Source organism: Bacillus infantis (genome assembly GCF_008180445.1).
Classification (GTDB): Bacteria; Bacillota; Bacilli; order Bacillales; family Cytobacillaceae; genus Bacillus_AB; species Bacillus_AB infantis_B.
In genome coordinates, this window is the sequence record NZ_VTER01000016.1 from 15,161 (window position 1) to 34,599 (window position 19,439).

Below are 19,439 nucleotides of genomic sequence, written 5' to 3' on the forward strand. Positions count from 1 at the left end.
ATGCCTGATTCTTCTGAAAAACATCATCTGAAATCACTTATTACAGATGCAAGTTATGTGCCAGCTTTAAATAGGGATAATATCCTCATCTAAATGTCTCGAAAGCAAAAAAAATTTGCGCCTTTAATCAAGTTGGAGTTAATAAAGCAAAAATTATTTGCACCATAAGACAGGAAAGCCTTACAATAAAAAAAGACAAAACAAGGGAGCTGCCAACAATATGAAGCATGAACAGCACCATTTAACAGAAATCATCCTTGAGCAGATCCTTGAACATGTGGATGCCGGGATCCATGCCATTGACCATGAAGGCAGGACCATCATCTATAACCGCAAGATGGCTGAAATAGAAGGAATGGATCCGGAATCAGTGATTGGACGAAGCCTTCTTGAGGTGTTCCCCTTCAGCCGCCGGGAAGACAGCACACTTTTGCTGGCCCTACAGAACGGGAAAGGGACACAGCCCGCCAAACAGACTTATTTTAACAGCAAAGGAAAAGAGATAACCGCCATTAATCATGTCATTCCTATCCTGGCGGCCGGCAAGTCATTAGGAGCCATCGAGATCGCAAAGGATGTCAGCCGGATCGAGAGGCTGGTAAAAGAAAACCTCTCCAGGAAAAATAGTGCCCGCTATACATTTGAAAGCATCATAGGAAGCAGCAAAGCAATCCTTGAAGTCGTGGAAGCGGCAAAAAGGGCAGTCAGGACCACCTCCCCTATCCTGATTGCCGGAGAGACAGGAACAGGGAAAGAATTATTCGCCCAGAGCATACACAGCGGAAGTCTGCGCTCACCAGGTCCGTTTGTTGCCCAAAACTGCGCAGCCCTCCCGGAAAACCTGGTTGAAAGCATCCTTTTCGGCACAAAAAAAGGCGCCTTCACAGGGGCGGTGGATCGTCCGGGACTGTTTGAACAGGCAGAAGGAGGGACACTGCTTCTGGATGAAATCAATTCGATGCCCGCTCCCCTGCAGGCAAAGCTTCTGCGCGTACTGCAGGAGAAAAAAGTCAGAAGGATCGGGGACACGAAAGATCGGGAGATAGATGTAAGGGTTGTGGCCGCCATTAATGAAGACCCTGTCGATGCCATTGCAGAAGGGCGACTCCGGAAGGATTTGTATTACAGGCTCAGCGCGGTCTCCCTCTTTATCCCGCCGCTTAGGGAGCGGAAAGAGGATATTCTGCTGCTTTCCTCCTTTTTCATCCAGAAATATAACGACTGGTTCGGCATGGAAGTCCCTGGGCTGGATGAAGAGACAGAAGAGCAGTTTCTCCGGTACGATTGGCCGGGTAATATCCGCGAGCTTGAGCATGTGATTGAAGGGGCCATGAACATGGCTGAAGATGATGCCAGGATAACACTCGAAATTCTGCCTCATCATTTCAGGCATAAAGCTGATGTCGGCCATCTTTCCCCTGGAAGTAAGCCGGAAGAGACAGCCGGGTCACTGCCCAGCCTGGCCGATTATGTAGCTTCTGCTGAAAAAGGGTATATAAACAGGGTGTGGCGCGAACATAATGGCAATATCACTCAGACTGCAAAAATTCTTGGCATGAGCAGGCAAAACCTCCAATACCGGATTAAAAAGCATGATCTCACATACCCGGGGAGCAATGCTTAGATATAAAAGAAAAGGCCGGGCATAGATGCCCGGCCTTTCTTCATAAAACATATTAGCGCTGTGACTGGTCAATCCACTCTTGCAGCTTATCCTTGAGCGTGTTGAAGCCCTGGGAAGAATCAGGATCATTGTGCTGAATCGCTGCAGCCTGGCGTGGTTTGCGAGGCTTTCTTGCTTTTGCATCAGCAGCTTCTGCTGGAGCTTCTTCAGTTGCACGGATAGATAAACCGATCTTTCCTGCAGCTTCATCCACAGAAAGAACCTTAACGTTTACTTCATCCCCAACCTTCAGGTGCTCGTTAACATCCTTTACATACCCGTGAGTAATTTCAGAAATGTGAACCAAACCTTGTGTATTTTCATCAAGAGCAACGAATGCGCCGTAAGGCTGAATTCCAGTAACCTTTCCTGTTAATACGCTGCCTACTTCGATTTTCTCTGACATATGAACACTCCTAATACCTATTTATTTTCGTCGATTATACGCAATTAAAAATTATATCATATATCATCCTTTTTATCAAAGCAATCCTTTTGGAGAAAATGACCATTGTATATGCCATCAGGTACTGGCACTTCAGGAGTAATCAGAAGTCTAGCTTAAGAGCACTTAATGGCGGTTGCTCTCTTTTGAGTGCCGCATCTCCTTTTCCTTAAAGCTGTTATTAATAACATTTATCGAACTGTAACAAAAAATACAAGGATCTCAAATTTCATATATCTGATTCCGCAGTAAAATAAGTGTGTAAGATCATTCTTTGAAAGGGTGGGTGCAAAATGTCCGCAATCGGTCTTGCTATTAAGCAGAATAGAGAAAGGTTGAATCTGACTCAGCAGGAATTGGCTGTAAAGCTTAGAATAGGCAAAAGCACTATCGAAAAATACGAAAACGGCTGCCAGCAGCCTGACACCCAGACTATCTTAAAAATTTCAACGATCCTGGACGTGCCGGCATCCGAGCTGTTGGAGCATGGTTTCACAGCTTGCCAGACAGGACCGGATCCTGAACTGGAGCAGCTCCTACTGGAAACAGGCATACATGATGCTAAATTGATTTTAAAGAATGCGAAGAAAATGGGAAAAGAAAATTTATTGAGGATGATGGATGCGATCCAGGCAGCGAGATAAACTTTACCAAGATCATAATTAAAATATTTTCTGAGTTTCTATGTATACAAAAGGGGGAATCCGGAAAAGCTTAAAACATAAGCTTTCTAGTATTCCCCCCCTTTTTGAAGTGGATATCCTGATGGGTATCCTTTTTTTTATTTCCTTTTTTCAAGGAAGCGGCCGATTCTTTTCACGGCTTCCTGCAGCTGTTCCATGGAAGATGCATAAGAACAGCGGATATGCCCTTCCCCGCTCTCTCCAAAGACATTCCCTGGCACGACGGCTACCTTTTCCTCCAGCAGCAGCTGTTCCGCAAACTGCTCAGAAGTCAATCCTGTTCCTTCAATGGAAGGAAAGGCATAGAAAGCACCGCCGGGAATATGGCACGGCAGCCCGATATCCTCGAGTGACTGCACAAAATAATTGCGGCGGCGCCGATAGCTTTTTTGCATGCTTTCGACATCGCCCCTGCCCGTCCTCAGCGCTTCCAGAGCGGCAAACTGAGCCATGGTCGGAGCACACATCATACTGTACTGGTGAATTTTCAGCATAGCCTGGGATATCTCCTTCGGCGCACAAATAAACCCAAGCCTCCAGCCCGTCATGGCAAAGCCTTTCGAAAATCCTGAAATCAATAAAGTCCTTTCCTTCATCCCGCTGATGCTGGCAAAGCTTGTATAGTCCTCATCATAGACGAGCTCTGCATAGATTTCATCTGACAGAACGAGCAGATCATGCTTTTCAGCAACAGCCGCTATAGCCTCCAGTTCTTTGCCCGACAGCATCGTTCCGGTAGGATTATTGGGAGAGCATAGAAGAATCGCTTTTGTCCTCTGCGTAATCGCCTGTTCCAGCTGGGAGGGGAGGATTTTGAAATCGTCCTCCTTTCTTGTCTGGACAGAAACAGGAGTCCCGCCCGCCAGGCTTACAAGCGGGGCATAAGATACGAAGCAAGGCTCGATCACGATTACTTCGTCCCCTTGATCCAAGATGGCTCTTAAAGCGATATCGATTGCCTGGCTTGCCCCTACTGTGACGATGATTTCGGATTCCGGTTCATATTGGATCCCGAAGCTTTTCCCCATATAAGAGGCAATTTCCAGCCTTAGTTCAAGCAGGCCGGCATTTGCGGTGTAGGAGGTATACCCCTGCTCCAGCGACAGAATCGCTGCCTCCCTGACTGACCACGGGGTCACGAAATCAGGCTCGCCAACCCCAAGTGAGATCACGCCTTCCATTCCTGCCGCCAGGTCGAAGAAACGCCTGATGCCTGAAGGCTTAAGCTGATCGACCTTAGCGGAGATATAAGTTTTCGTTTTCATCATGGCGATACCACTATTCTTTTATCTTCGTCTTCCTGGTCAAAGATGGTCCCATCATGCTTATATTTCTTCAGAATGAAATGAGTGGTGGTTGACAGCACGGAGTCCAGGGTCGAAAGCTTCTCTGATACAAACCGGGCAACCTCATTCATGGAACGCCCTTCCACAATGACAGACAGGTCGTAAGCCCCGGACATCAGGTAAACAGAACTTACCTCCTTATAACGGTATATCCGCTGTGCGACCTCGTTAAAGCCGACTCCCCTTTTTGGGGTCACCTTTACATCAATCATGGCGGTTACGCCCTCATGGCCGTCTATCCTGGCCCAGTCCACTGCAGAGGTATACCGGACAATCACCCGGGACTGCTCCAGTTTTTCCAGAAGCGCTGCCGCCTCATCAATAGAGATCGCGGCCATTTTCGCCACATCCTCAAGCGGGGTGCGTGCGTCTTTTTCCAGTATTTCAACAATTTCAAGCTCTTTCTCACTCAGTCTCATGGACCTTCCTCCCATTCCCGTTTAAAATATTTACATTATAGCAAAATCAGCGGAATAATAAATCTCACTTTTCTATTATTTTTCTAAAATAATTTTTCCGGTGATGTGTGAAGGGCAATGAAAGGGGAATGATATAACAGAAAAGCCTGAGCGCCCTGCTTCAAAAGGAACGCAGACTATGAACGCCATGTCCTGTGCCAGCGTCTGCATGAACAGCTTCCCGGGGCTCTTCTTCTGGCCTCGAGGGGGGACGGTGCAGCTGCTGGACAAATCGAAGCTGAAAATATATTTACTTTCTTATCTTTGAATAAAGCCTTACAGGCAATACCATCTTTCATAGGAGTGAGGGTAATATGCAAGCCTTTAAGACAGATGAAATTGAAGTGAACGGGAATACAATTTATTATGAACAATACGGACAGGCCCCCTCAAAGGAGACCATCGTCCTCCTGCACGGCTTTCTTTCCTCCTCCTTCAGCTTCAGGAGGCTGATTCCTTTTCTGCAGGAAGATTTTCATGTGATTTCCATTGATCTGCCACCGTTCGGAAAAAGCGGAAAATCGGATCAGTATAATTATTCCTACAAAAATACCGCCCAGACAGTCATGCAATTTCTTGAAAAGCTGGGTCTCGGCCAAGTCACGATTGCCGGCCATTCAATGGGAGGGCAGATATCGCTCAATGTGGCCCGCCAATATCCCGATCTCATAAAAAAAGCCATCCTTCTCTGCAGCTCAAGCTATTTGCCTAAATCAAAGATGCCGCTGATCCTGTCAAGCTACCTCCCCTACTTCCATTTGTATGTAAAGCTGTATCTGCAGCGCTCTGGCGTGCGCCAGAATTTAAGGCAGGTTGTCCATGACCATAGTATGATTACCGATGAAATGATGTACGGCTATTTGGCTCCTTTTATGGAAGATGATATCTTCAAGGCTTTGACCCGGATGATCAGGCACAGAGAAGGCGACCTGGATCAAAAAGCATTGAAAGAGATCGACACTCCCTGCCTCCTTATATGGGGTGAGCACGACAGGGTTGTTCCGCTCACCATCGGAAAAAGGCTGGACAGCGACCTGCCAAACTCCAGGCTCATCGTCCTCAAAGACACCGGCCATCTTGTCCCGGAAGAACGGCCGGAAGAAGTATACAGCCATATGAAGGCATTTATTTGCGCCAAGTGACAAAAATAATGGCCGGACACCTTGTAGTGCCGGCCATTCTTCAACATACATGGTTTATATAGTGCAGCTCCCGCTGTTTTTAATAACAAGGAGTGTTTCAGCCATCTTTTTGCACTGCTCCAAAGGGATGATGCTTTCGAAGGAAAATTCGTAAATGCCCTGGATTTTACGTGCGAGCTTATCGGGGCTGTCAAAATCATGGACGGCCTGGATTGCGTCTGCTATTTCAGTATCATAATTCCCTTCCCCGCAGCGGAAAGGATCCCATTGATCCAGAGCCTGGTACATCATCATGTGCATAACCTGGACTTCCATTTGAAACCACCTTTTTGATTTAATTTTGCCTGACCATATCTTATCATAAGAGTATCAGGACCGAAAACTGCAATCCGGGAGGTTAATATGACAAAGTATGACTTTCATAAAGCAATCAACAGATATGAAACAGCTTCTGTGAAATGGGAGCTGACTAAAGATGTATTTGGTTCTTCGGATGTGCTTCCCATGTGGGTGGCAGATATGGACTTCGAACCTCCTGAAGAAGTGCAGAATGCAATAAGCAAAAGGGCCAGCCACGAGGTCTTCGGCTACACATTTGTCCCCCCTTCTGCATCTGAAGCCGTCCAGCAGTGGCAGAAGAGTCAATCCGGCTGGGAAATAGGCAGGTCATGGGTGTTATACAGCCCGGGGGTGGTCCCATCCATCAGCATTGCCATCCAGGCATTCACAAGCCCGGGAGATAAAATTATGCTCCAGTCTCCTGTTTACACGCCTTTCTTTGAGATGATTGAAAAAAATGGGCGCATGGCCGTCAACTCTCCGCTTGAACTAGTGGAACAGCGCTATGAAATCGACTTCCAACGATTCAGGGAAGATCTGAAAAAGGGCATTAAGCTTTTCTTGCTCTGCAATCCCCATAACCCCGGCGGCCGGGTTTGGACAAAAGATGAGCTATTGAAAATCGGGGAATTATGCGCAAAATACGGGTGCCTGATTCTCTCAGATGAAATCCATTCAGATCTGGTATTTTCGCCGCACACGCATATTCCGATTGCCTCTCTCTCCAAAGAATTCCGGGATATTTCCATTACATGCATTGCACCGAGCAAGACCTTCAATATTGCCGGGCTGCAATCGTCAGCGGTCATCATACCCAATGAGCAGCTTCGCGAGAAATTCAAGGCTGTCCAGGCTCAGCAGGGCTTTTTCACTTTGAACATCTTTGGCATCACCGCCCTGGAGGCTGCCTATCGGCATGGGCGTGACTGGCTGGATCAGCTCCTGACTTATCTGCAGGAAAATTACGAAATTGCCCGGAGCTTCATAGAAAGGGAGCTTCCTCAGGTCAAGGTCATGGATCTTGAAGCGACCTACCTGATGTGGCTTGACTGCCGGGATCTCTCACTGCCGGATACAGAGCTTAATTCCCTTCTCATTGAAAAAGGCAGGATTGCGCTTGAGCCTGGCACCAAATACGGCCCAGGCGGCGAAGGGTTTGTCCGTATGAATATTGCCTGCCCGCGTGAAACTCTCGAGGAAGGACTGAAGCGGCTGAAACTCGCTTTTTCCTGATTTAATTTAAATGGCACAAAAAAGAACAGCTCAGGTCAGCTGTTCTTTTTTTGCAGGCTATCCTGCTTCATGATTTGATTTTCCAGCTCTTTAGCCTTTTTTTCCTCGCGCTTTGATGCCCTGATGATCAGGCGCATGGCGATGATGGCTCCGATCAGGAATATTGTAAACGTTATGGATGCCGGAATATACTCCGATTTATCTTCCGGGAAATATAGGAACAAAGACAAAATATAAGCCTGGATCATTGTTTTCTTCCTTTCTGCCAAAAGCAGTGGTCAGCCTTATTATATCAGCTGGGCCTGTCCTGTCCAAGCGGCTACTTAATGACCTTTATCTCCTTGATTTTTATCTCTTCAACCGGCCTGTCAGATTCATCTGTTTCTGCAGCTGCAATTTCATCAACGATTTCCATTCCCTCGATCACCTGGCCAAAGACAGTGTGGCGGGAATCCAGCCAAGGGGTCCCTCCCTTATCGTAAGCTGCAATGATTTCTTCTGGATACCCTGCTTTTTCCATCTGTTCCTTCATGCCCGCTTCTGATGTACTCTTTTGGACGATGAAGAATTGGCTGCCGTTCGTGTTTGCGCCGCTGTTTGCCATGGACAAAGCACCGCGGAGGTTATACAGCTTATCTGAGAACTCATCCTCAAACGGCTGCCCGTAGATGCTTTCTCCGCCCATGCCTGTCCCGTCCGGATCTCCTCCCTGGATCATAAAGTCATTGATGACCCTGTGGAAGATCTGTCCGTCATAATAGCCCTCTTCACTATGGGTGATGAAATTCTCTACAGCCTTGGGAGCATGATCAGGGAAAAGCTTGATCTTAATGGTCCCCATTGATGTTTCCATTTCCACGAGGCGTTCATTTTCCCCGACTTCCGCTGTGAGCTGCGGATAGCCTCCCTCAGAGCTCTTATCCTCTGCGGCCTGTTCGGTCTGTTCACCTTGGGTTCCTTCTGATGCCCCTCCACCTTCCTTGCCGGCACCGCTTTTTGGATCAGTGCTTGTCCCGCACGCTGCCAAAAGCATCATCACTGCTGCAAGGAAAAGGTATATGAAATTCTTTTTCATGATTCAGTCCTCCTCTATTATTGCTGATAGGCATGGGCTCCCGCTTTTCCTCTGTCCATCTGCAGGAGCTGTCCTCTTCCGCTTTTCTTATAGATTACTGGATTTCCTCTTGCTTTGCACTTTGTTTTTCAAAATAATTCGGGCATAATGGGAACAAAAGCTTTAAAGGAGGGGACAGCTTTGAGTGAATTCCAGGTGGGAGCTCAGGTGACGGCCATCTACAAAACAGGGAAATATATTGGGGAAATTACGGATATACGGCCTCAGCATTATCTTGTCAGGGTGCTTGCTGTCGAAAAGCATCCGATGCAGGGGGATCTTCACAACCCTAAGCAGGCAGATGTCATGATGTTTCATGAGCGGAGGGCGCTTGCCTACAGAGAGCAGACAAATGTTCCGAAGCAGATGGTCAGGACATATGAAGGTATCATCCCGGACTATGAAGCTTCTCTTAAGCTTGCATTGGATAAGATGAAAAGCGGGCTTTTAGAGGAAGATTCTGATTGGGCGAAGCGCTCCCTCGAGAATGCGGAGCGGCTGGAAGCCGATTATTTCAAATAAAATAAGCAAAAGCCAAATCCATCTGCGGGTTTGGCTTTTATGCAAAACGGTTTAAAATCTTGGAAAGGTCAATCCTGTCACCAATGGTCGTGGGCTCGTGGTTTTGGAGATATTTTTTATCTTTTTCTACAAGCTGATAGATTTTATAGGTTGTCAGGGCATCATCCAGTGCGCGGTGGTGCCTGCCTGTTCCTTCTTTTCCATATTCCTTCACCGCTTTCCATAGGCCGGTTTGGTTTTGATCGCCAAAAAAACGTTTATACTCCATCGACAGATCAACTTCCTTCCCCTTAAACGGAAAAGCGGTCCCCGCCTGGCTGCAGTTCTGGCGGAGCACCTTCATATCCATATTGCCCCAGGTAACAATTTCATCAGCATTATTGCCGCCCATCTGCTCAAGTCTGCAGATCAGGTCTGCAAATGAAATCCCCTTATCCACCTGCTCCTGGCTGATATGTAAAAAAGACTTGCATCTTTCGGACAGTTCCGGAAAACGGGTGGGAGCCACAAAAGAGGAAAACTGTTCTAGTACCGTCCCATTTTTGACAGACACGGCGCCAGCCTCGATGATTTCCGGAGAGAATCCTTTATATTTTTCGTTTCTATCTGGCATGGTGAATTCAAAATCGATAAATAAGCAGTGATTGCCGTCTTTCATTACCTTCCCTCCTTCCTAATTTTTATTACATCATTTACCATTTATTATATCATCAAGGAAAAATATTTTTACTATTCTGTAAATAATTTTCTTGCTTTTAAATTTTATCATTCTCACAAAAAAATGAATGATGCCGATAATACCTATAACACACTTTTATGAGTCGGGCATGAATAGCCTATTTTACATAAGAAACGGAGAAGCCGGCATGAAAACACTGACAGGATATCTGACAATCGCCTTCATCCTGCCTTTCTTTGTGCTGTCTGTGTATAAAGCGGCCGATGAAGCCAGCCGCCTGGAAAGCCTTCCCCGCTTTTTGGACAGCAGGATTGAAGTGACTAATGCAGCATCATTTCCACAGACCAGCCTGATGACTGACCAGGATGGCCGTGTGATTTCTGAAATTTTCACTCCCTATAACCGCAGTCCGCTTGCAGCTGAAGATATTCCCGAATTTTTGAAGAAGCTGATGATTGCTTCGGAAGATGAGCGGTTTTATGAGCATAAAGGGTTCGATCTGGCTGCGATTGGCAGGGCCTTGGCTGCAAATGCAGATAACGGCACTATTGAGGAAGGCGGCAGCACGATTACACAGCAGCTGGCCAGGAACCTGTACCTGACCCATGAGCAGACATATAACCGCAAGCTGACAGAGCTGCTGTATGCCTATCAAATGGAGAGGATGTATTCCAAAGAAGAAATATTATCCTATTATTTAAACAGCATCTATTTCCAAAATGGGGCATACGGAATCGAGGCAGCTTCACAGGTTTATTTTCAAACGTCCGCCGTGAATCTTACCAATGCCCAGCTGGCTTTTTTGGCTGCCATCCCGAACAACCCTGCCTTGTATAACCCGGCCAAACATTTTGACAGGACGAAGAAAAGGCAGGAGCTTCTGATTGACGTGCTTGCTGAGAAAAGGGAGATATCCACCGAAGAGGCAAAGGCTCTTAAAGGCGAAAGGATTTCCTTCACACTTTCGGACCGGGTCGATCTTTTTCCTGATTACACAACATATGCCGAGAGTGAACTGAAAGAACTGATCAGGATCAGTGAAGGCATCCCCCCTGATTCAGAGGAAGAGCTGGATAGCAAGGTGGAGCAGGTCCTCCAATCCGGGGTGATCATTCACACCTCACTGGATCCTTCCCTGCAGCAAAAAGCTGTGGATGCAGCTGCTGCCCATCTGCCTGATCAGGAGGCAGAAGCAGCTGCCGCAGTCGTCAAGAGCCGCTCCCGCGGGCTCGCTGCCCTCACAGGCGGGCGGGATTACAGGAAATATGACTTCAATAGAGGCTATCAGGCCTTCAGGCAGCCAGGCTCCGCCATCAAGCCCCTGCTTGTGTATGCCCCTTACCTGGAAAGGACACACACAGCGGTCAATTCCAAGGTGGATGCCGGCCCGCTCTGCATCAGCGGCTATTGCCCCCATAATTACAGCGGTAAAAATTATGGAAAGGTGAGCCTGGAACAAGCCTTTATCCACTCTTATAATACACCTGCGGTCAGGCTGCTGAGCATGATAGGAATAGACGAAGGCTTCAAGGATCTGGATAAATTCAGGTTCAGCAAAGTAGGAAAAGCAGACCAGTCCCTCGCTGCTGCAATCGGCGGATTCAGCAGGGGTGTTTCCCCCCTTGAACTCGCAGGGGCGTACACCGTCTTTGCCAATGAGGGCTTTTATCAGCCGCCAAGAGCCATCCAAAAGATCACAGATAAAAACGGCAAACTGCTGTACTCATGGGAAGAACAGCCAGTGAGGGTCTGGAGCAAAGAAACTATAGATAAGATGAGACTGCTGCTGCAGGAAACAGTCTCAGCTGGAACCGGCAGGAAAGCTTATTTTCCAGGAGGCTATACAGGAGGCAAGACCGGAACCACCAATGATTATAAAGATTATTGGTTTGCGGGGCTCACCGATGAGTATACAGCAGCAGTATGGGTCGGCAAGGATCAGCCGGAAAGCATGGAATCATATGAAAAGCTCGCACCGCACTTATTGATCTGGAAGGATATCATGAAATAGTAAAGCAGCAGAGATGCATTAAGCACTCTGCTGCTTTTGCTGTGCACCCTATACTGGAAGACTTGCCATCACGCTGTTATAAAGCTTCAATGTTATAAACAAAAGAATGGAAAGCAGAGAAGCCCAGGATATGACCTGGAAGAAGATGATCCCGATCAGTCCAGCCGGAGAGATGGAATTGCCTGAGATATAGACAAAGTAGATAAAATAAATGACAGTGGCTGCAAGAAAAATCCCCAGCATAGCGTAAAAGCTGAAAAAGCTAAAAAGCGACAGCGCACCGCCGGCCAGATATATAACTGACCCGCTCCGGCTTTTCGCGATTGCCTCCCCGCTTTCATCTCTCGAGAAGAAAAGCAGGGAAAGGCCGTTGATGGTGTCTGCAATCAGCTTTAAGGCAGCAAAAATCATAAAGCAGCAGGCCATACAGATGATGAGCAAAGCCAGCTTTATGCCAGCCTCCGGGAAGAACTCTTTCATGCCTTCATATACGCCGATTCCCAAAAGCCAGCCCAGCAGTTCCTTCTCCGCTATGGCCGAAAAAGACAAACTGAATAACAAAATCGCCATTAAAGGGAAATAGCTGGTCAAATACTTATTTTTCATATGAGGCCCCCTCAGTCACAGATTCCCTAATAACATTATCGGCTGGTCTGGCCGGATGTACAGGCAGCACAACAGAAACAGCCAAAAAATCTGCTCTAAAAGCTGCAGTCATTTAATAAGATAATAAAAATGAAAGCGCTGACATTAAGGGGGATTTAAAATGAAAAGAATGAGAATCGGCCTGCCCGCCGCTTTGCTGACAGCCTGCCTCCTGTTTGCCTGGAATTGGCCGGCCGCGTCCACACCAAATGAGATGCAGGAATTCAAAGGGGCATTGGAAGATCACATGCAAAGCACAGTCCACTATTATCATGAGGATTCAGCAGAAATCAAGGATTTTATCACAATGGATGGAGACGTGGTAAAGATCATCCAGACAGATGACTCTGCCACACCTGAAAATGAGGAAAAGATTGAGGAATATTCCACAAAGATCGCTGTCGCTTTTACTGAATTCGAATTAAAGCGTGATTCCATTTTCTTTTTTAAGAAAAGAGAAATGTATTATTATGATCTTGAAAAGAAGGAATTCCTGTCTTCTGTACATGTGATGGGGAACTCCGGGGTTGAACAGTTTTTCAAAGAATATATGCATGATTTCACGAAAGTGCTGACACCTGCTTCGCTTGCACTGCTTCTGCTGCTGCTATCCGCCATTATCATGGTGCCGGTCCTGATCATGATTTTTCATAATAAAAGCAGGTCAGTCTCCGGGACAGCCGGCCAGACTTAAGAGAGGATGAACTATTCATCCTCTCTTTATTTATGGGGCAGTCAATCCTGCTTCCACCCTTACATATTCCCTTGATTCAAATGCTTTTATCTTTCTTTTATTGGGTCCCTGGCCAGCATCAGCCGGCATGACTTCCACAATTTCCTCTTCTGTATCAGAGTAGAAAAATTCTCTTTTATCCTTTGCTTCCAGCATCCATGCACCTGCAAACAGAAACCCGAAGAGGATTATGGAGGCAAATATTTTCTTATGCATGCCAAACCACCACCTAGTCGTAGTTTGCATGCATTTTAATATATTTATACAGATTTTTTTCGAAATTTTTTCCGGTTTCCAACCTGTTTCTACCTATTTAATAAAGTTGGGAGAATCCTTGCGGCATAAGGTTTCCTCAAATGCACGACCGTGCCATTTAGGTTATAATTTGTTCAGAGGCAGTCTCCGGGAGGAATTTTTTTCCCCTGGCATAACTAGAGCAGATAAAGTGTGGAGCATCTTATAACGAAGATTGGAGATAATTGTATACATACGCGTCTCTATTTACAGCTTTTCTTCACAAGCCTGGAATACTTTCAGCCGCAAATGGGAAAAGGCCTTTGATATGTATCAATTTCTTCCTGACAAGGACTCACATGCACCCATTCTGTGCGCTTACAATTATAAAGGAGGTCATATTGTTGTCTTTGCTGCATTTGGCGATTGTGTCGCCATTATTGTTTGCCATATTTATACCGTTCTTCTATAAATATTTCAGGCAAATACATACCGGGTGGTTCCTATTGCCCCTGCCCATCCTGCTTTTCAGCTATTTCATCAGCTATCTGCCGGAAACAAAAGCGAATGGGGCAGTAAGCAGGACCCTTTCCTGGATTCCATCCTTCGGGATCGATTTTACAGCCAGGGTCGATGGCCTCGGGCTGCTTTTCGCCCTTTTAATCACAGGCATCGGAGCACTAGTGGTGCTCTATTCCATTTATTATCTTTCTAAGGAAAAAGAAAAGCTCAACACCTTTTATGTTTATCTTCTCCTGTTCATGGGGGCTATGCTGGGAGTTGTCCTATCCGATAACCTGATAGTCATGTATGCTTTCTGGGAGCTGACCAGCTTTTCTTCTTTCCTTCTGATCGGCTATTGGTATCACAGGGAAAAATCCCGCTACGGCGCCCAGAAATCAATGATGATCACGGTCCTTGGCGGACTGGCTATGCTGGGCGGGATCATCCTGCTTTATCTGATGACAGGAACTTTCTCTATTTCCGAAATCGTCCCGATGGCCTCTGAAATCATGGAAAAGCCGTACTTTGTCCCTGCTCTGCTTTGTTTCCTGCTGGGCGCTTTTACAAAATCGGCACAATTCCCTTTTCATATCTGGCTTCCTGACGCAATGGAGGCGCCGACGCCTGTCAGTGCATACCTCCATTCTGCGACAATGGTAAAAGCAGGCATCTATTTAGTAGCCAGGATGAGCCCGGTCTTTGCGGAGTCCGGCATCTGGCTGTGGCTTGTGGCATCCTTCGGGATCGTTACGCTGTTCTGGGGTTCCTTCTCTGCCGTCAAGCAGACAGACCTCAAAGGTATCCTTGCTTTTTCAACCATCAGCCAGCTCGGACTGATCATGTCCCTCCTTGGACTCGGTGCAGCTGCCCTGCATTACGATTCCGTGGAAGACAGCTTCTATACGATTGCTACAACTGCGGCAGTGTTTCATTTGATCAACCATGCCACCTTTAAAGGGAGCCTCTTTATGGTGGTCGGCATCGTTGACCATGAAACCGGGACCAGGGATATCCGCAAGCTCGGCGGACTAATGAGCTTTATGCCGATTACCTTTACCCTTGCAATGATTGGAGCCTTTTCAATGGCCGGCCTGCCTCCATTTAACGGGTTCCTCAGCAAGGAAATGTTCTTTACCGGAATGGTCAACATTCTTGAAGTGGATATATTCAATCTGGATACCTGGGGCATTTTATTCCCAGTGCTTGCCTGGATTGCAAGCGTGTTTACGTTCATTTACAGCATGGTGCTTGTATTTAAGACATTCACAGGTAAGTTCCAGCCTGAAAAGCTCGATAAAAAACCGCATGAAGCTCCTTTCGGCATGCTTATTTCGCCGATTATCCTGGCTTCACTGGTCGTTATCATCGGATTCTTCCCGAATATCCTGTCAAGCACCATTATCGCCCCAGCCCTTGGAGTGATCATGCCAGGCCTTGTGTTTGACGTGCATATTTCATTCTGGCACGGCTTCACTCCAGAGCTTTTCATGACGCTTGGGGTCATTGCATTTGGAGTACTGCTTTATACCACACTGGACAAATGGCGCCAGATTTATGATCTGTTCCCTGAGAAGCTTGCACTCAACCGCTTTTATGATGGCGGCATAGAAGGCATGCAGATTTTCTCATCAAACCTGACAAGAACCTATATGAACGGGTTTATCCGGACATATCTTTTGTACATCTTTACATTCTTTATTCTGCTGCTTGGCACGACGCTTGTCTGGAAGAATGCCTTTAAGCTGAGCACAAATGATCTGTCTTCAATCGGCTTCTATGAAGTGCTGCTGGCGCTGATCATTGCCGCTGCATCCATTTCTATCCTGTTTGCCAAGTCAAGGCTGACATCGATCATCCTGCTCGGTGCAGTCGGATATACAGTAGCTCTGTTCTTTGTATTATTCAGGGCACCAGACCTTGCTCTGACACAGCTTGTCATTGAAACTGTGTCTGTGTCGCTTTTCCTGCTCTGCTTCTATCACCTGCCTAAGCTGAAGCGGAATGAAGAGAGAATCCGCTTTAAAGCAGTCAATCTTGCAGTATCGATCGGGGTTGGCGCCATCGTCACGCTGATCGCCCTTTCTGCACACAGCAATAAGCTTGTTGAATCTATTGCAGGCTATTATGTTGAAAATACTTATAAAGAAGCAGCAGGAAAAAATATGGTCAACGTGATACTGGTTGACTTCAGGGGCTTTGATACCATGTTTGAAATATGCGTTCTCGGGATTGCCGCCCTCGGCATCTTCGCGATGATCAAGCTCCGCCTGGCAAGGAGGAATGAAGGGTGAAAACGAACGATATCATACTGCAGACAGTGACGAAGGTCGCCCTGTTCATCATCATACTGTTTTCAATCCATCTGTTCTTTGCCGGCCACTATTATCCAGGCGGCGGGTTTGTCGGCGGGTTGATGACATCCGGTGCCATCGTGCTGCTCCTGCTCGCTTTTGATATGAAGACAGTCGCAAATATTCTGCCGATCGACTATAAATATATGATTGCTACGGGGCTTTTGTTTGCTGTCGGAACAGGGGCAGGCGCTCTGCTGTTCAATGTCCCTTTTCTGACACACGCCTTTAATGATGTCTATCTGCCGCTGCTCGGGAAAACTTCCCTGCACACGGCAGTACTGTTCGATACCGGTGTATTCCTTGTCGTTGTCGGAGTTACAATGACCATTATTCAAACAATAGGGGAGGATGAATAATGGAGATATTAATGTCCGTTCTCATTGGCATTCTGTTTATGTCTGCCACTTATCTGATGCTTTCAAAAAGCTTGCTCAGAATCATTATTGGAACAGGCCTTTTAAGCCATGGCGCCCATCTTCTATTGATTACCATGGGGGGACTGAAGAGGGGAGATCCGCCATTATTGGGGGAGCATGCTGTAAATTATGCCGATCCCATTCCCCAGGCCCTGATCCTTACTGCCATCGTTATCAGCTTTGGCGTTACAGCCTTCTTCCTGGTTATGGCCTACCGCGCCTACCAGGAACTTGGCACAGATAATATGGAAAGATTGAGAGGAAAAGAAGGAAATGACTAACTTATTAATGCTTCCCATTCTCATCCCGCTGGCAACAGCGATCCTTTTAATCTTTCTCGCTAAAAATGTCCCTGCACAGCGCTGGGTTTCCGGGATATCTGCCGGGGTTACGGCTGCTGCTGCCTTCGTGCTTGTGCAGAAGGTGCACAATGACGGCATTCAGACAGTCGATCTGGGCAGCTGGGAGGCGCCCTACGGAATCACACTGGTGTCTGATATGGCTTCTGCCCTGCTTGTTTTGACAACAAGCCTGATATCCCTGGCCTGCCTGATTTATTCTTTCAGATCCATTGGCATTGACCGCGAGAAATTTTATTATTACCCTGTATTCCAGTTTCTGATCGTCGGCGTCAACGGGGCATTCACTACAGGGGATATTTTCAATCTGTTTGTTTTCTTCGAAGTTATGCTCATGGCATCATATGTCCTGATCGTTCTCGGCGGGACGAAGATCCAGCTTCGGGAATCCATCAAGTATATTCTGGTGAATGTCATATCATCAGCACTGTTCGTCATTGCAGTAGGCTATTTATATTCTATTGTAGGATCCCTGAACATGGCCGATATTTCCGTGAAAATCGCAGCGTTCGGACAGCCGGGCATTCTGACGGTTGTCGCTGTTCTGTTCCTTATCGTGTTCGGGCTGAAGGGCGCCATATTTCCGCTTTACTTTTGGCTTCCAGGCTCTTACTATGCACCGCCCATTCCGGTCATGGCCGTCTTCGGCGCCCTGCTGACCAAGGTAGGAGTCTACTCCATCATGCGGACGTATACTCTCTTCTTTTATCATGACCAGGGGTATACTCATGAAATTCTCAGTATACTCGCAGTGCTGACCATCATCCTCGGGGTGATAGGGGCAGTTGCATACTGGGACGTCAAAAGAATCATCATTTACAATATTATTGTCGCCGTCGGGGTCATCGTATTCGGGATTGCGGCAATGACTCCGGATTCACTGGCCGGGTCGCTCTTTTACATCATTCACGATATGATCATTAAAGCAGCGCTCTTCCTGCTTGCCGGAATCATCATCAGCATTACGGGGACAAGCAACCTCCGCCATATCAGCGGGCTGATCAAAAGGTACCCCGGGCTTGCCTGGACCTATTTCATTGCGGCACTTGCCCTTGCGGGGATTCCTCCGCTCAGCGGCTTCATCGGAAAGCTCCTGATCGTCCAGGGAGGATTTGAAGCCGGCCGCTATTGGGGTGCAGGAATCGTCCTTCTATCAAGCCTCCTGGTGCTGTTCTCAGTCATGAAAATCTTCATCAATGGATTCTGGGGAAATCCCCGCTCCTACAAAAATGAAGACAAAGCTCCTGTAAGGACATTGCTCATTGCTCCGGTGATGCTCACTGCCCTGTCTGTATTTATGGGAGTCGGGACAGAAGTGATCTATCCTTATATCTCACAGGCTGCTGAAACTCTTTCGGACCCAAATCTCTATATCAATGCAGTCTTAAAGGAGTAATGATATGGCATTTCAAATTTTATTGAATTTCTTTTTAGCATTTGTATGGATGTTCCTCAAGGTCTCATATGACCCGGTAACATTCCTTGTCGGCTATTTCTTCGGGCTGCTGATCATCTTTGCATTCAGGCGGTTCTTCGATTCACGCTTTTATCTGCTCCGGGTCGCGGCTGTCCTGAATCTGCTGCTGATCTTCATGAGGGAGCTGATATTATCCAACATCGCCATACTGAAGGTGATCCTGAAGCCAAAGCTTGATATCAGGCCCGGCATCTTTGCCCTTGAAACAGAGCTGACCGAGGACTGGGAAATCACGGTCCTTTCGGGGCTGATCACTTTAACGCCGGGAACGCTGGTCATCGATGTTTCCGATGATAATAGAATCCTTTATATCCACGCCATGGATATAGGGGATGTCCATGAATCGGTCAGCAGCATCAAGAATTCTTTTGAAAAAGCAATCATGGAGGTGAGCAAGTGATGCTGGAAGTGATTGTACAAATTTCGCTGCTCTGCATTTCCGTCAGCATGGTCGGCCTTATCTACCGTGTAATCAAGGGGCCAACCATCCCTGACAGAATCGTGGCACTCGATGCCATAGGGATCAATCTCGTAGCTGTCATTGCACTCATTTCCATCTTGCTGAAAACCAATGCTTTCCTGGAGATCATCCTGCTGATCGGTATCCTTGCATTCATCGGCACGGTAGCCTTCTCGAAATATCTTGAAAAGGGGGTTATTATTGAACGTGATCGAAATCATTAGAATCATCATCATTGTTCTGATCCTGATAGGGGCCTTTCTCAGCCTTGTAGCGGCATTTGGAGTAATCAGGCTGCCTGATGTATACACACGGAACCACGCCGCCTCCAAAGCCGCTACATTGGGTGTCATGTCCGTTCTGCTTGGGACCTTCCTTTATTTTTATGCAGAAGAAGGGCATTTCAACTCAAGGCTTATTCTGGGAATCATATTTATCTTTATGACATCCCCTGTTGCCGGCCACCTGATCAGCCGTGCAGCATATAACGCAGGCGTCCCATTGGCGGATGTAAGCGTCCAGGATGATTTAAAAACAAAGAAAAATTCACAGGTAAGCGTCAAACAAGAAAAGCCATGAGGGAATCCCTCATGGCTTTTCTTATTATTCTCATGCCCAGATG

General features: G+C 47.0%; 23 protein-coding genes. 14 read left to right on the forward strand and 9 right to left on the reverse strand.

All coding sequences use genetic code 11. The features are described from left to right. Window positions 1-220: 220 nt before the first annotated feature. A complete protein-coding gene (locus FZD51_RS23120; protein ID WP_187445872.1) occupies window positions 221-1,624 on the forward strand; it encodes a sigma-54 interaction domain-containing protein in 1,404 nt (467 codons plus the stop codon). A gap of 52 nt (window positions 1,625-1,676) precedes the next feature. Here FZD51_RS23120 and yugI read toward each other — a convergent pair whose 3' ends face one another. Next, window positions 1,677-2,069, reverse strand: coding sequence for a S1 domain-containing post-transcriptional regulator GSP13 (gene yugI / locus FZD51_RS23125; RefSeq protein ID WP_148976884.1), 393 nt, complete (start codon window positions 2,067-2,069; stop codon window positions 1,677-1,679). Window positions 2,070-2,401: 332 nt separating this feature from the next. Between yugI and FZD51_RS23130 the strand changes: the two genes are divergently transcribed. Further along, window positions 2,402-2,752 (forward strand): helix-turn-helix domain-containing protein, encoded by a 351-nt coding sequence (locus FZD51_RS23130; protein ID WP_148976885.1) that lies wholly within the window; start codon window positions 2,402-2,404, stop codon window positions 2,750-2,752. 137 nt (window positions 2,753-2,889) lie between these two features. On the opposite strand, the gene FZD51_RS23135 is transcribed toward FZD51_RS23130, so the two are convergent. Both FZD51_RS23135 and FZD51_RS23140 read right to left on the reverse strand, forming a co-directional pair. Further along, on the reverse strand, window positions 2,890-4,059 hold the full coding sequence (locus tag FZD51_RS23135) for an aminotransferase (protein ID WP_148976886.1): 1,170 nt from the start codon (window positions 4,057-4,059) through the stop codon (window positions 2,890-2,892). Further along, window positions 4,056-4,556, reverse strand: coding sequence for an Lrp/AsnC family transcriptional regulator (locus FZD51_RS23140; RefSeq protein WP_148976887.1), 501 nt, complete (start codon window positions 4,554-4,556; stop codon window positions 4,056-4,058). Before FZD51_RS23140 ends, FZD51_RS23135 begins: the two co-directional genes overlap by 4 nt. Before the next feature lie 353 nt (window positions 4,557-4,909). Here FZD51_RS23140 and FZD51_RS23145 point away from each other — a divergent pair, with 353 nt between their 5' ends. Beyond that, on the forward strand, window positions 4,910-5,737 hold the full coding sequence (locus FZD51_RS23145) for an alpha/beta fold hydrolase (protein WP_148976888.1): 828 nt from the start codon (window positions 4,910-4,912) through the stop codon (window positions 5,735-5,737). A 54-nt stretch (window positions 5,738-5,791) separates the two neighbouring features. On the opposite strand, the gene FZD51_RS23150 is transcribed toward FZD51_RS23145, so the two are convergent. Then, a complete protein-coding gene (locus FZD51_RS23150) occupies window positions 5,792-6,052 on the reverse strand; it encodes a YugE family protein (protein WP_148976889.1) in 261 nt (86 codons plus the stop codon). A gap of 87 nt (window positions 6,053-6,139) precedes the next feature. Here FZD51_RS23150 and FZD51_RS23155 point away from each other — a divergent pair, with 87 nt between their 5' ends. After that, window positions 6,140-7,309, forward strand: coding sequence for a MalY/PatB family protein (locus tag FZD51_RS23155; protein WP_148976890.1), 1,170 nt, complete (start codon window positions 6,140-6,142; stop codon window positions 7,307-7,309). A 35-nt stretch (window positions 7,310-7,344) separates the two neighbouring features. Here FZD51_RS23155 and FZD51_RS23160 read toward each other — a convergent pair whose 3' ends face one another. Together FZD51_RS23160 and FZD51_RS23165 are read right to left on the reverse strand one after the other, a co-directional pair. Then, complete coding sequence (locus FZD51_RS23160) at window positions 7,345-7,557, reverse strand: hypothetical protein (RefSeq protein ID WP_009795413.1); 213 nt, start codon at window positions 7,555-7,557, stop codon at window positions 7,345-7,347. A 71-nt stretch (window positions 7,558-7,628) separates the two neighbouring features. Further along, entirely contained in the window at window positions 7,629-8,384 is a 756-nt protein-coding gene (locus FZD51_RS23165) for a peptidylprolyl isomerase (protein ID WP_148976891.1), read from the reverse strand. A 180-nt stretch (window positions 8,385-8,564) separates the two neighbouring features. On the opposite strand from FZD51_RS23165, the gene kapB reads away from it, so the two are divergent. Then, window positions 8,565-8,945, forward strand: coding sequence for a kinase-associated lipoprotein KapB (gene kapB / locus FZD51_RS23170; RefSeq protein ID WP_148976892.1), 381 nt, complete (start codon window positions 8,565-8,567; stop codon window positions 8,943-8,945). A gap of 37 nt (window positions 8,946-8,982) precedes the next feature. Here kapB and kapD read toward each other — a convergent pair whose 3' ends face one another. Then, the gene (gene kapD / locus FZD51_RS23175; protein ID WP_148976893.1) at window positions 8,983-9,603 is read right to left on the reverse strand and encodes a 3'-5' exonuclease KapD; all 621 of its coding nucleotides are present in this window, start codon (window positions 9,601-9,603) and stop codon (window positions 8,983-8,985) included. A 208-nt stretch (window positions 9,604-9,811) separates the two neighbouring features. Here kapD and FZD51_RS23180 point away from each other — a divergent pair, with 208 nt between their 5' ends. Continuing rightward, complete coding sequence (locus FZD51_RS23180) at window positions 9,812-11,635, forward strand: transglycosylase domain-containing protein (RefSeq protein WP_148976894.1); 1,824 nt, start codon at window positions 9,812-9,814, stop codon at window positions 11,633-11,635. 48 nt (window positions 11,636-11,683) lie between these two features. Here FZD51_RS23180 and FZD51_RS23185 read toward each other — a convergent pair whose 3' ends face one another. Next, window positions 11,684-12,241: a YufK family protein gene (locus FZD51_RS23185; protein ID WP_148976895.1), complete on the reverse strand. Its 558-nt coding sequence runs from the start codon at window positions 12,239-12,241 to the stop codon at window positions 11,684-11,686. Window positions 12,242-12,401: 160 nt separating this feature from the next. On the opposite strand from FZD51_RS23185, the gene FZD51_RS23190 reads away from it, so the two are divergent. After that, a complete protein-coding gene (locus FZD51_RS23190; RefSeq protein ID WP_148976896.1) occupies window positions 12,402-12,974 on the forward strand; it encodes a hypothetical protein in 573 nt (190 codons plus the stop codon). 30 nt (window positions 12,975-13,004) lie between these two features. Here the strand turns inward: FZD51_RS23190 and FZD51_RS23195 are convergent, their stop codons facing one another. Further along, window positions 13,005-13,229 (reverse strand): hypothetical protein, encoded by a 225-nt coding sequence (locus FZD51_RS23195; RefSeq protein ID WP_148976897.1) that lies wholly within the window; start codon window positions 13,227-13,229, stop codon window positions 13,005-13,007. 422 nt (window positions 13,230-13,651) lie between these two features. Here FZD51_RS23195 and FZD51_RS23200 point away from each other — a divergent pair, with 422 nt between their 5' ends. Genes FZD51_RS23200 through mnhG form a run of 7 tightly spaced genes read left to right on the forward strand, consistent with a single transcriptional unit; the run spans window position 13,652 to window position 19,396 of the window. After that, window positions 13,652-16,042 (forward strand): Na+/H+ antiporter subunit A, encoded by a 2,391-nt coding sequence (locus FZD51_RS23200; protein WP_148976898.1) that lies wholly within the window; start codon window positions 13,652-13,654, stop codon window positions 16,040-16,042. Beyond that, window positions 16,039-16,461, forward strand: a complete 423-nt coding sequence (locus FZD51_RS23205; RefSeq protein ID WP_009795423.1) for a Na(+)/H(+) antiporter subunit B — start codon at window positions 16,039-16,041, stop codon at window positions 16,459-16,461. Before FZD51_RS23200 ends, FZD51_RS23205 begins: the two co-directional genes overlap by 4 nt. Next, window positions 16,461-16,802, forward strand: a complete 342-nt coding sequence (locus FZD51_RS23210) for a Na(+)/H(+) antiporter subunit C (protein WP_148976899.1) — start codon at window positions 16,461-16,463, stop codon at window positions 16,800-16,802. The genes FZD51_RS23205 and FZD51_RS23210 overlap by 1 nt, the downstream gene beginning before the upstream one ends. Beyond that, the gene (locus tag FZD51_RS23215) at window positions 16,795-18,276 is read left to right on the forward strand and encodes a Na+/H+ antiporter subunit D (RefSeq protein WP_148976900.1); all 1,482 of its coding nucleotides are present in this window, start codon (window positions 16,795-16,797) and stop codon (window positions 18,274-18,276) included. The genes FZD51_RS23210 and FZD51_RS23215 overlap by 8 nt, the downstream gene beginning before the upstream one ends. Window positions 18,277-18,280: 4 nt before the next feature. Beyond that, window positions 18,281-18,757, forward strand: coding sequence for a Na+/H+ antiporter subunit E (locus tag FZD51_RS23220; protein WP_009795426.1), 477 nt, complete (start codon window positions 18,281-18,283; stop codon window positions 18,755-18,757). After that, a complete protein-coding gene (locus FZD51_RS23225; RefSeq protein ID WP_009795427.1) occupies window positions 18,757-19,041 on the forward strand; it encodes a Na(+)/H(+) antiporter subunit F1 in 285 nt (94 codons plus the stop codon). Before FZD51_RS23220 ends, FZD51_RS23225 begins: the two co-directional genes overlap by 1 nt. Beyond that, window positions 19,025-19,396, forward strand: coding sequence for a monovalent cation/H(+) antiporter subunit G (gene mnhG / locus FZD51_RS23230; protein ID WP_148976927.1), 372 nt, complete (start codon window positions 19,025-19,027; stop codon window positions 19,394-19,396). Before FZD51_RS23225 ends, mnhG begins: the two co-directional genes overlap by 17 nt. Window positions 19,397-19,439 lie beyond the last annotated feature (43 nt).

What these genes read in the sequence shown, in the direction of transcription:
- FZD51_RS23120 (WP_187445872.1), top strand. Translation starts at nt 221, where the DNA reads ATGAAGCATGAACAGCACCATTTAACAGAAATCATCCTTGAGCAGATC.
- yugI (WP_148976884.1), bottom strand. Translation starts at nt 2,069, where the DNA reads ATGTCAGAGAAAATCGAAGTAGGCAGCGTATTAACAGGAAAGGTTACT.
- FZD51_RS23130 (WP_148976885.1), top strand. Translation starts at nt 2,402, where the DNA reads ATGTCCGCAATCGGTCTTGCTATTAAGCAGAATAGAGAAAGGTTGAAT.
- FZD51_RS23135 (WP_148976886.1), bottom strand. Translation starts at nt 4,059, where the DNA reads ATGATGAAAACGAAAACTTATATCTCCGCTAAGGTCGATCAGCTTAAG.
- FZD51_RS23140 (WP_148976887.1), bottom strand. Translation starts at nt 4,556, where the DNA reads ATGAGACTGAGTGAGAAAGAGCTTGAAATTGTTGAAATACTGGAAAAA.
- FZD51_RS23145 (WP_148976888.1), top strand. Translation starts at nt 4,910, where the DNA reads ATGCAAGCCTTTAAGACAGATGAAATTGAAGTGAACGGGAATACAATT.
- FZD51_RS23150 (WP_148976889.1), bottom strand. Translation starts at nt 6,052, where the DNA reads ATGGAAGTCCAGGTTATGCACATGATGATGTACCAGGCTCTGGATCAA.
- FZD51_RS23155 (WP_148976890.1), top strand. Translation starts at nt 6,140, where the DNA reads ATGACAAAGTATGACTTTCATAAAGCAATCAACAGATATGAAACAGCT.
- FZD51_RS23160 (WP_009795413.1), bottom strand. Translation starts at nt 7,557, where the DNA reads ATGATCCAGGCTTATATTTTGTCTTTGTTCCTATATTTCCCGGAAGAT.
- FZD51_RS23165 (WP_148976891.1), bottom strand. Translation starts at nt 8,384, where the DNA reads ATGAAAAAGAATTTCATATACCTTTTCCTTGCAGCAGTGATGATGCTT.
- kapD (WP_148976893.1), bottom strand. Translation starts at nt 9,603, where the DNA reads ATGAAAGACGGCAATCACTGCTTATTTATCGATTTTGAATTCACCATG.
- FZD51_RS23180 (WP_148976894.1), top strand. Translation starts at nt 9,812, where the DNA reads ATGAAAACACTGACAGGATATCTGACAATCGCCTTCATCCTGCCTTTC.
- FZD51_RS23185 (WP_148976895.1), bottom strand. Translation starts at nt 12,241, where the DNA reads ATGAAAAATAAGTATTTGACCAGCTATTTCCCTTTAATGGCGATTTTG.
- FZD51_RS23190 (WP_148976896.1), top strand. Translation starts at nt 12,402, where the DNA reads ATGAAAAGAATGAGAATCGGCCTGCCCGCCGCTTTGCTGACAGCCTGC.
- FZD51_RS23195 (WP_148976897.1), bottom strand. Translation starts at nt 13,229, where the DNA reads ATGCATAAGAAAATATTTGCCTCCATAATCCTCTTCGGGTTTCTGTTT.
- FZD51_RS23210 (WP_148976899.1), top strand. Translation starts at nt 16,461, where the DNA reads ATGGAGATATTAATGTCCGTTCTCATTGGCATTCTGTTTATGTCTGCC.
- FZD51_RS23215 (WP_148976900.1), top strand. Translation starts at nt 16,795, where the DNA reads ATGACTAACTTATTAATGCTTCCCATTCTCATCCCGCTGGCAACAGCG.
- FZD51_RS23220 (WP_009795426.1), top strand. Translation starts at nt 18,281, where the DNA reads ATGGCATTTCAAATTTTATTGAATTTCTTTTTAGCATTTGTATGGATG.
- FZD51_RS23225 (WP_009795427.1), top strand. Translation starts at nt 18,757, where the DNA reads ATGCTGGAAGTGATTGTACAAATTTCGCTGCTCTGCATTTCCGTCAGC.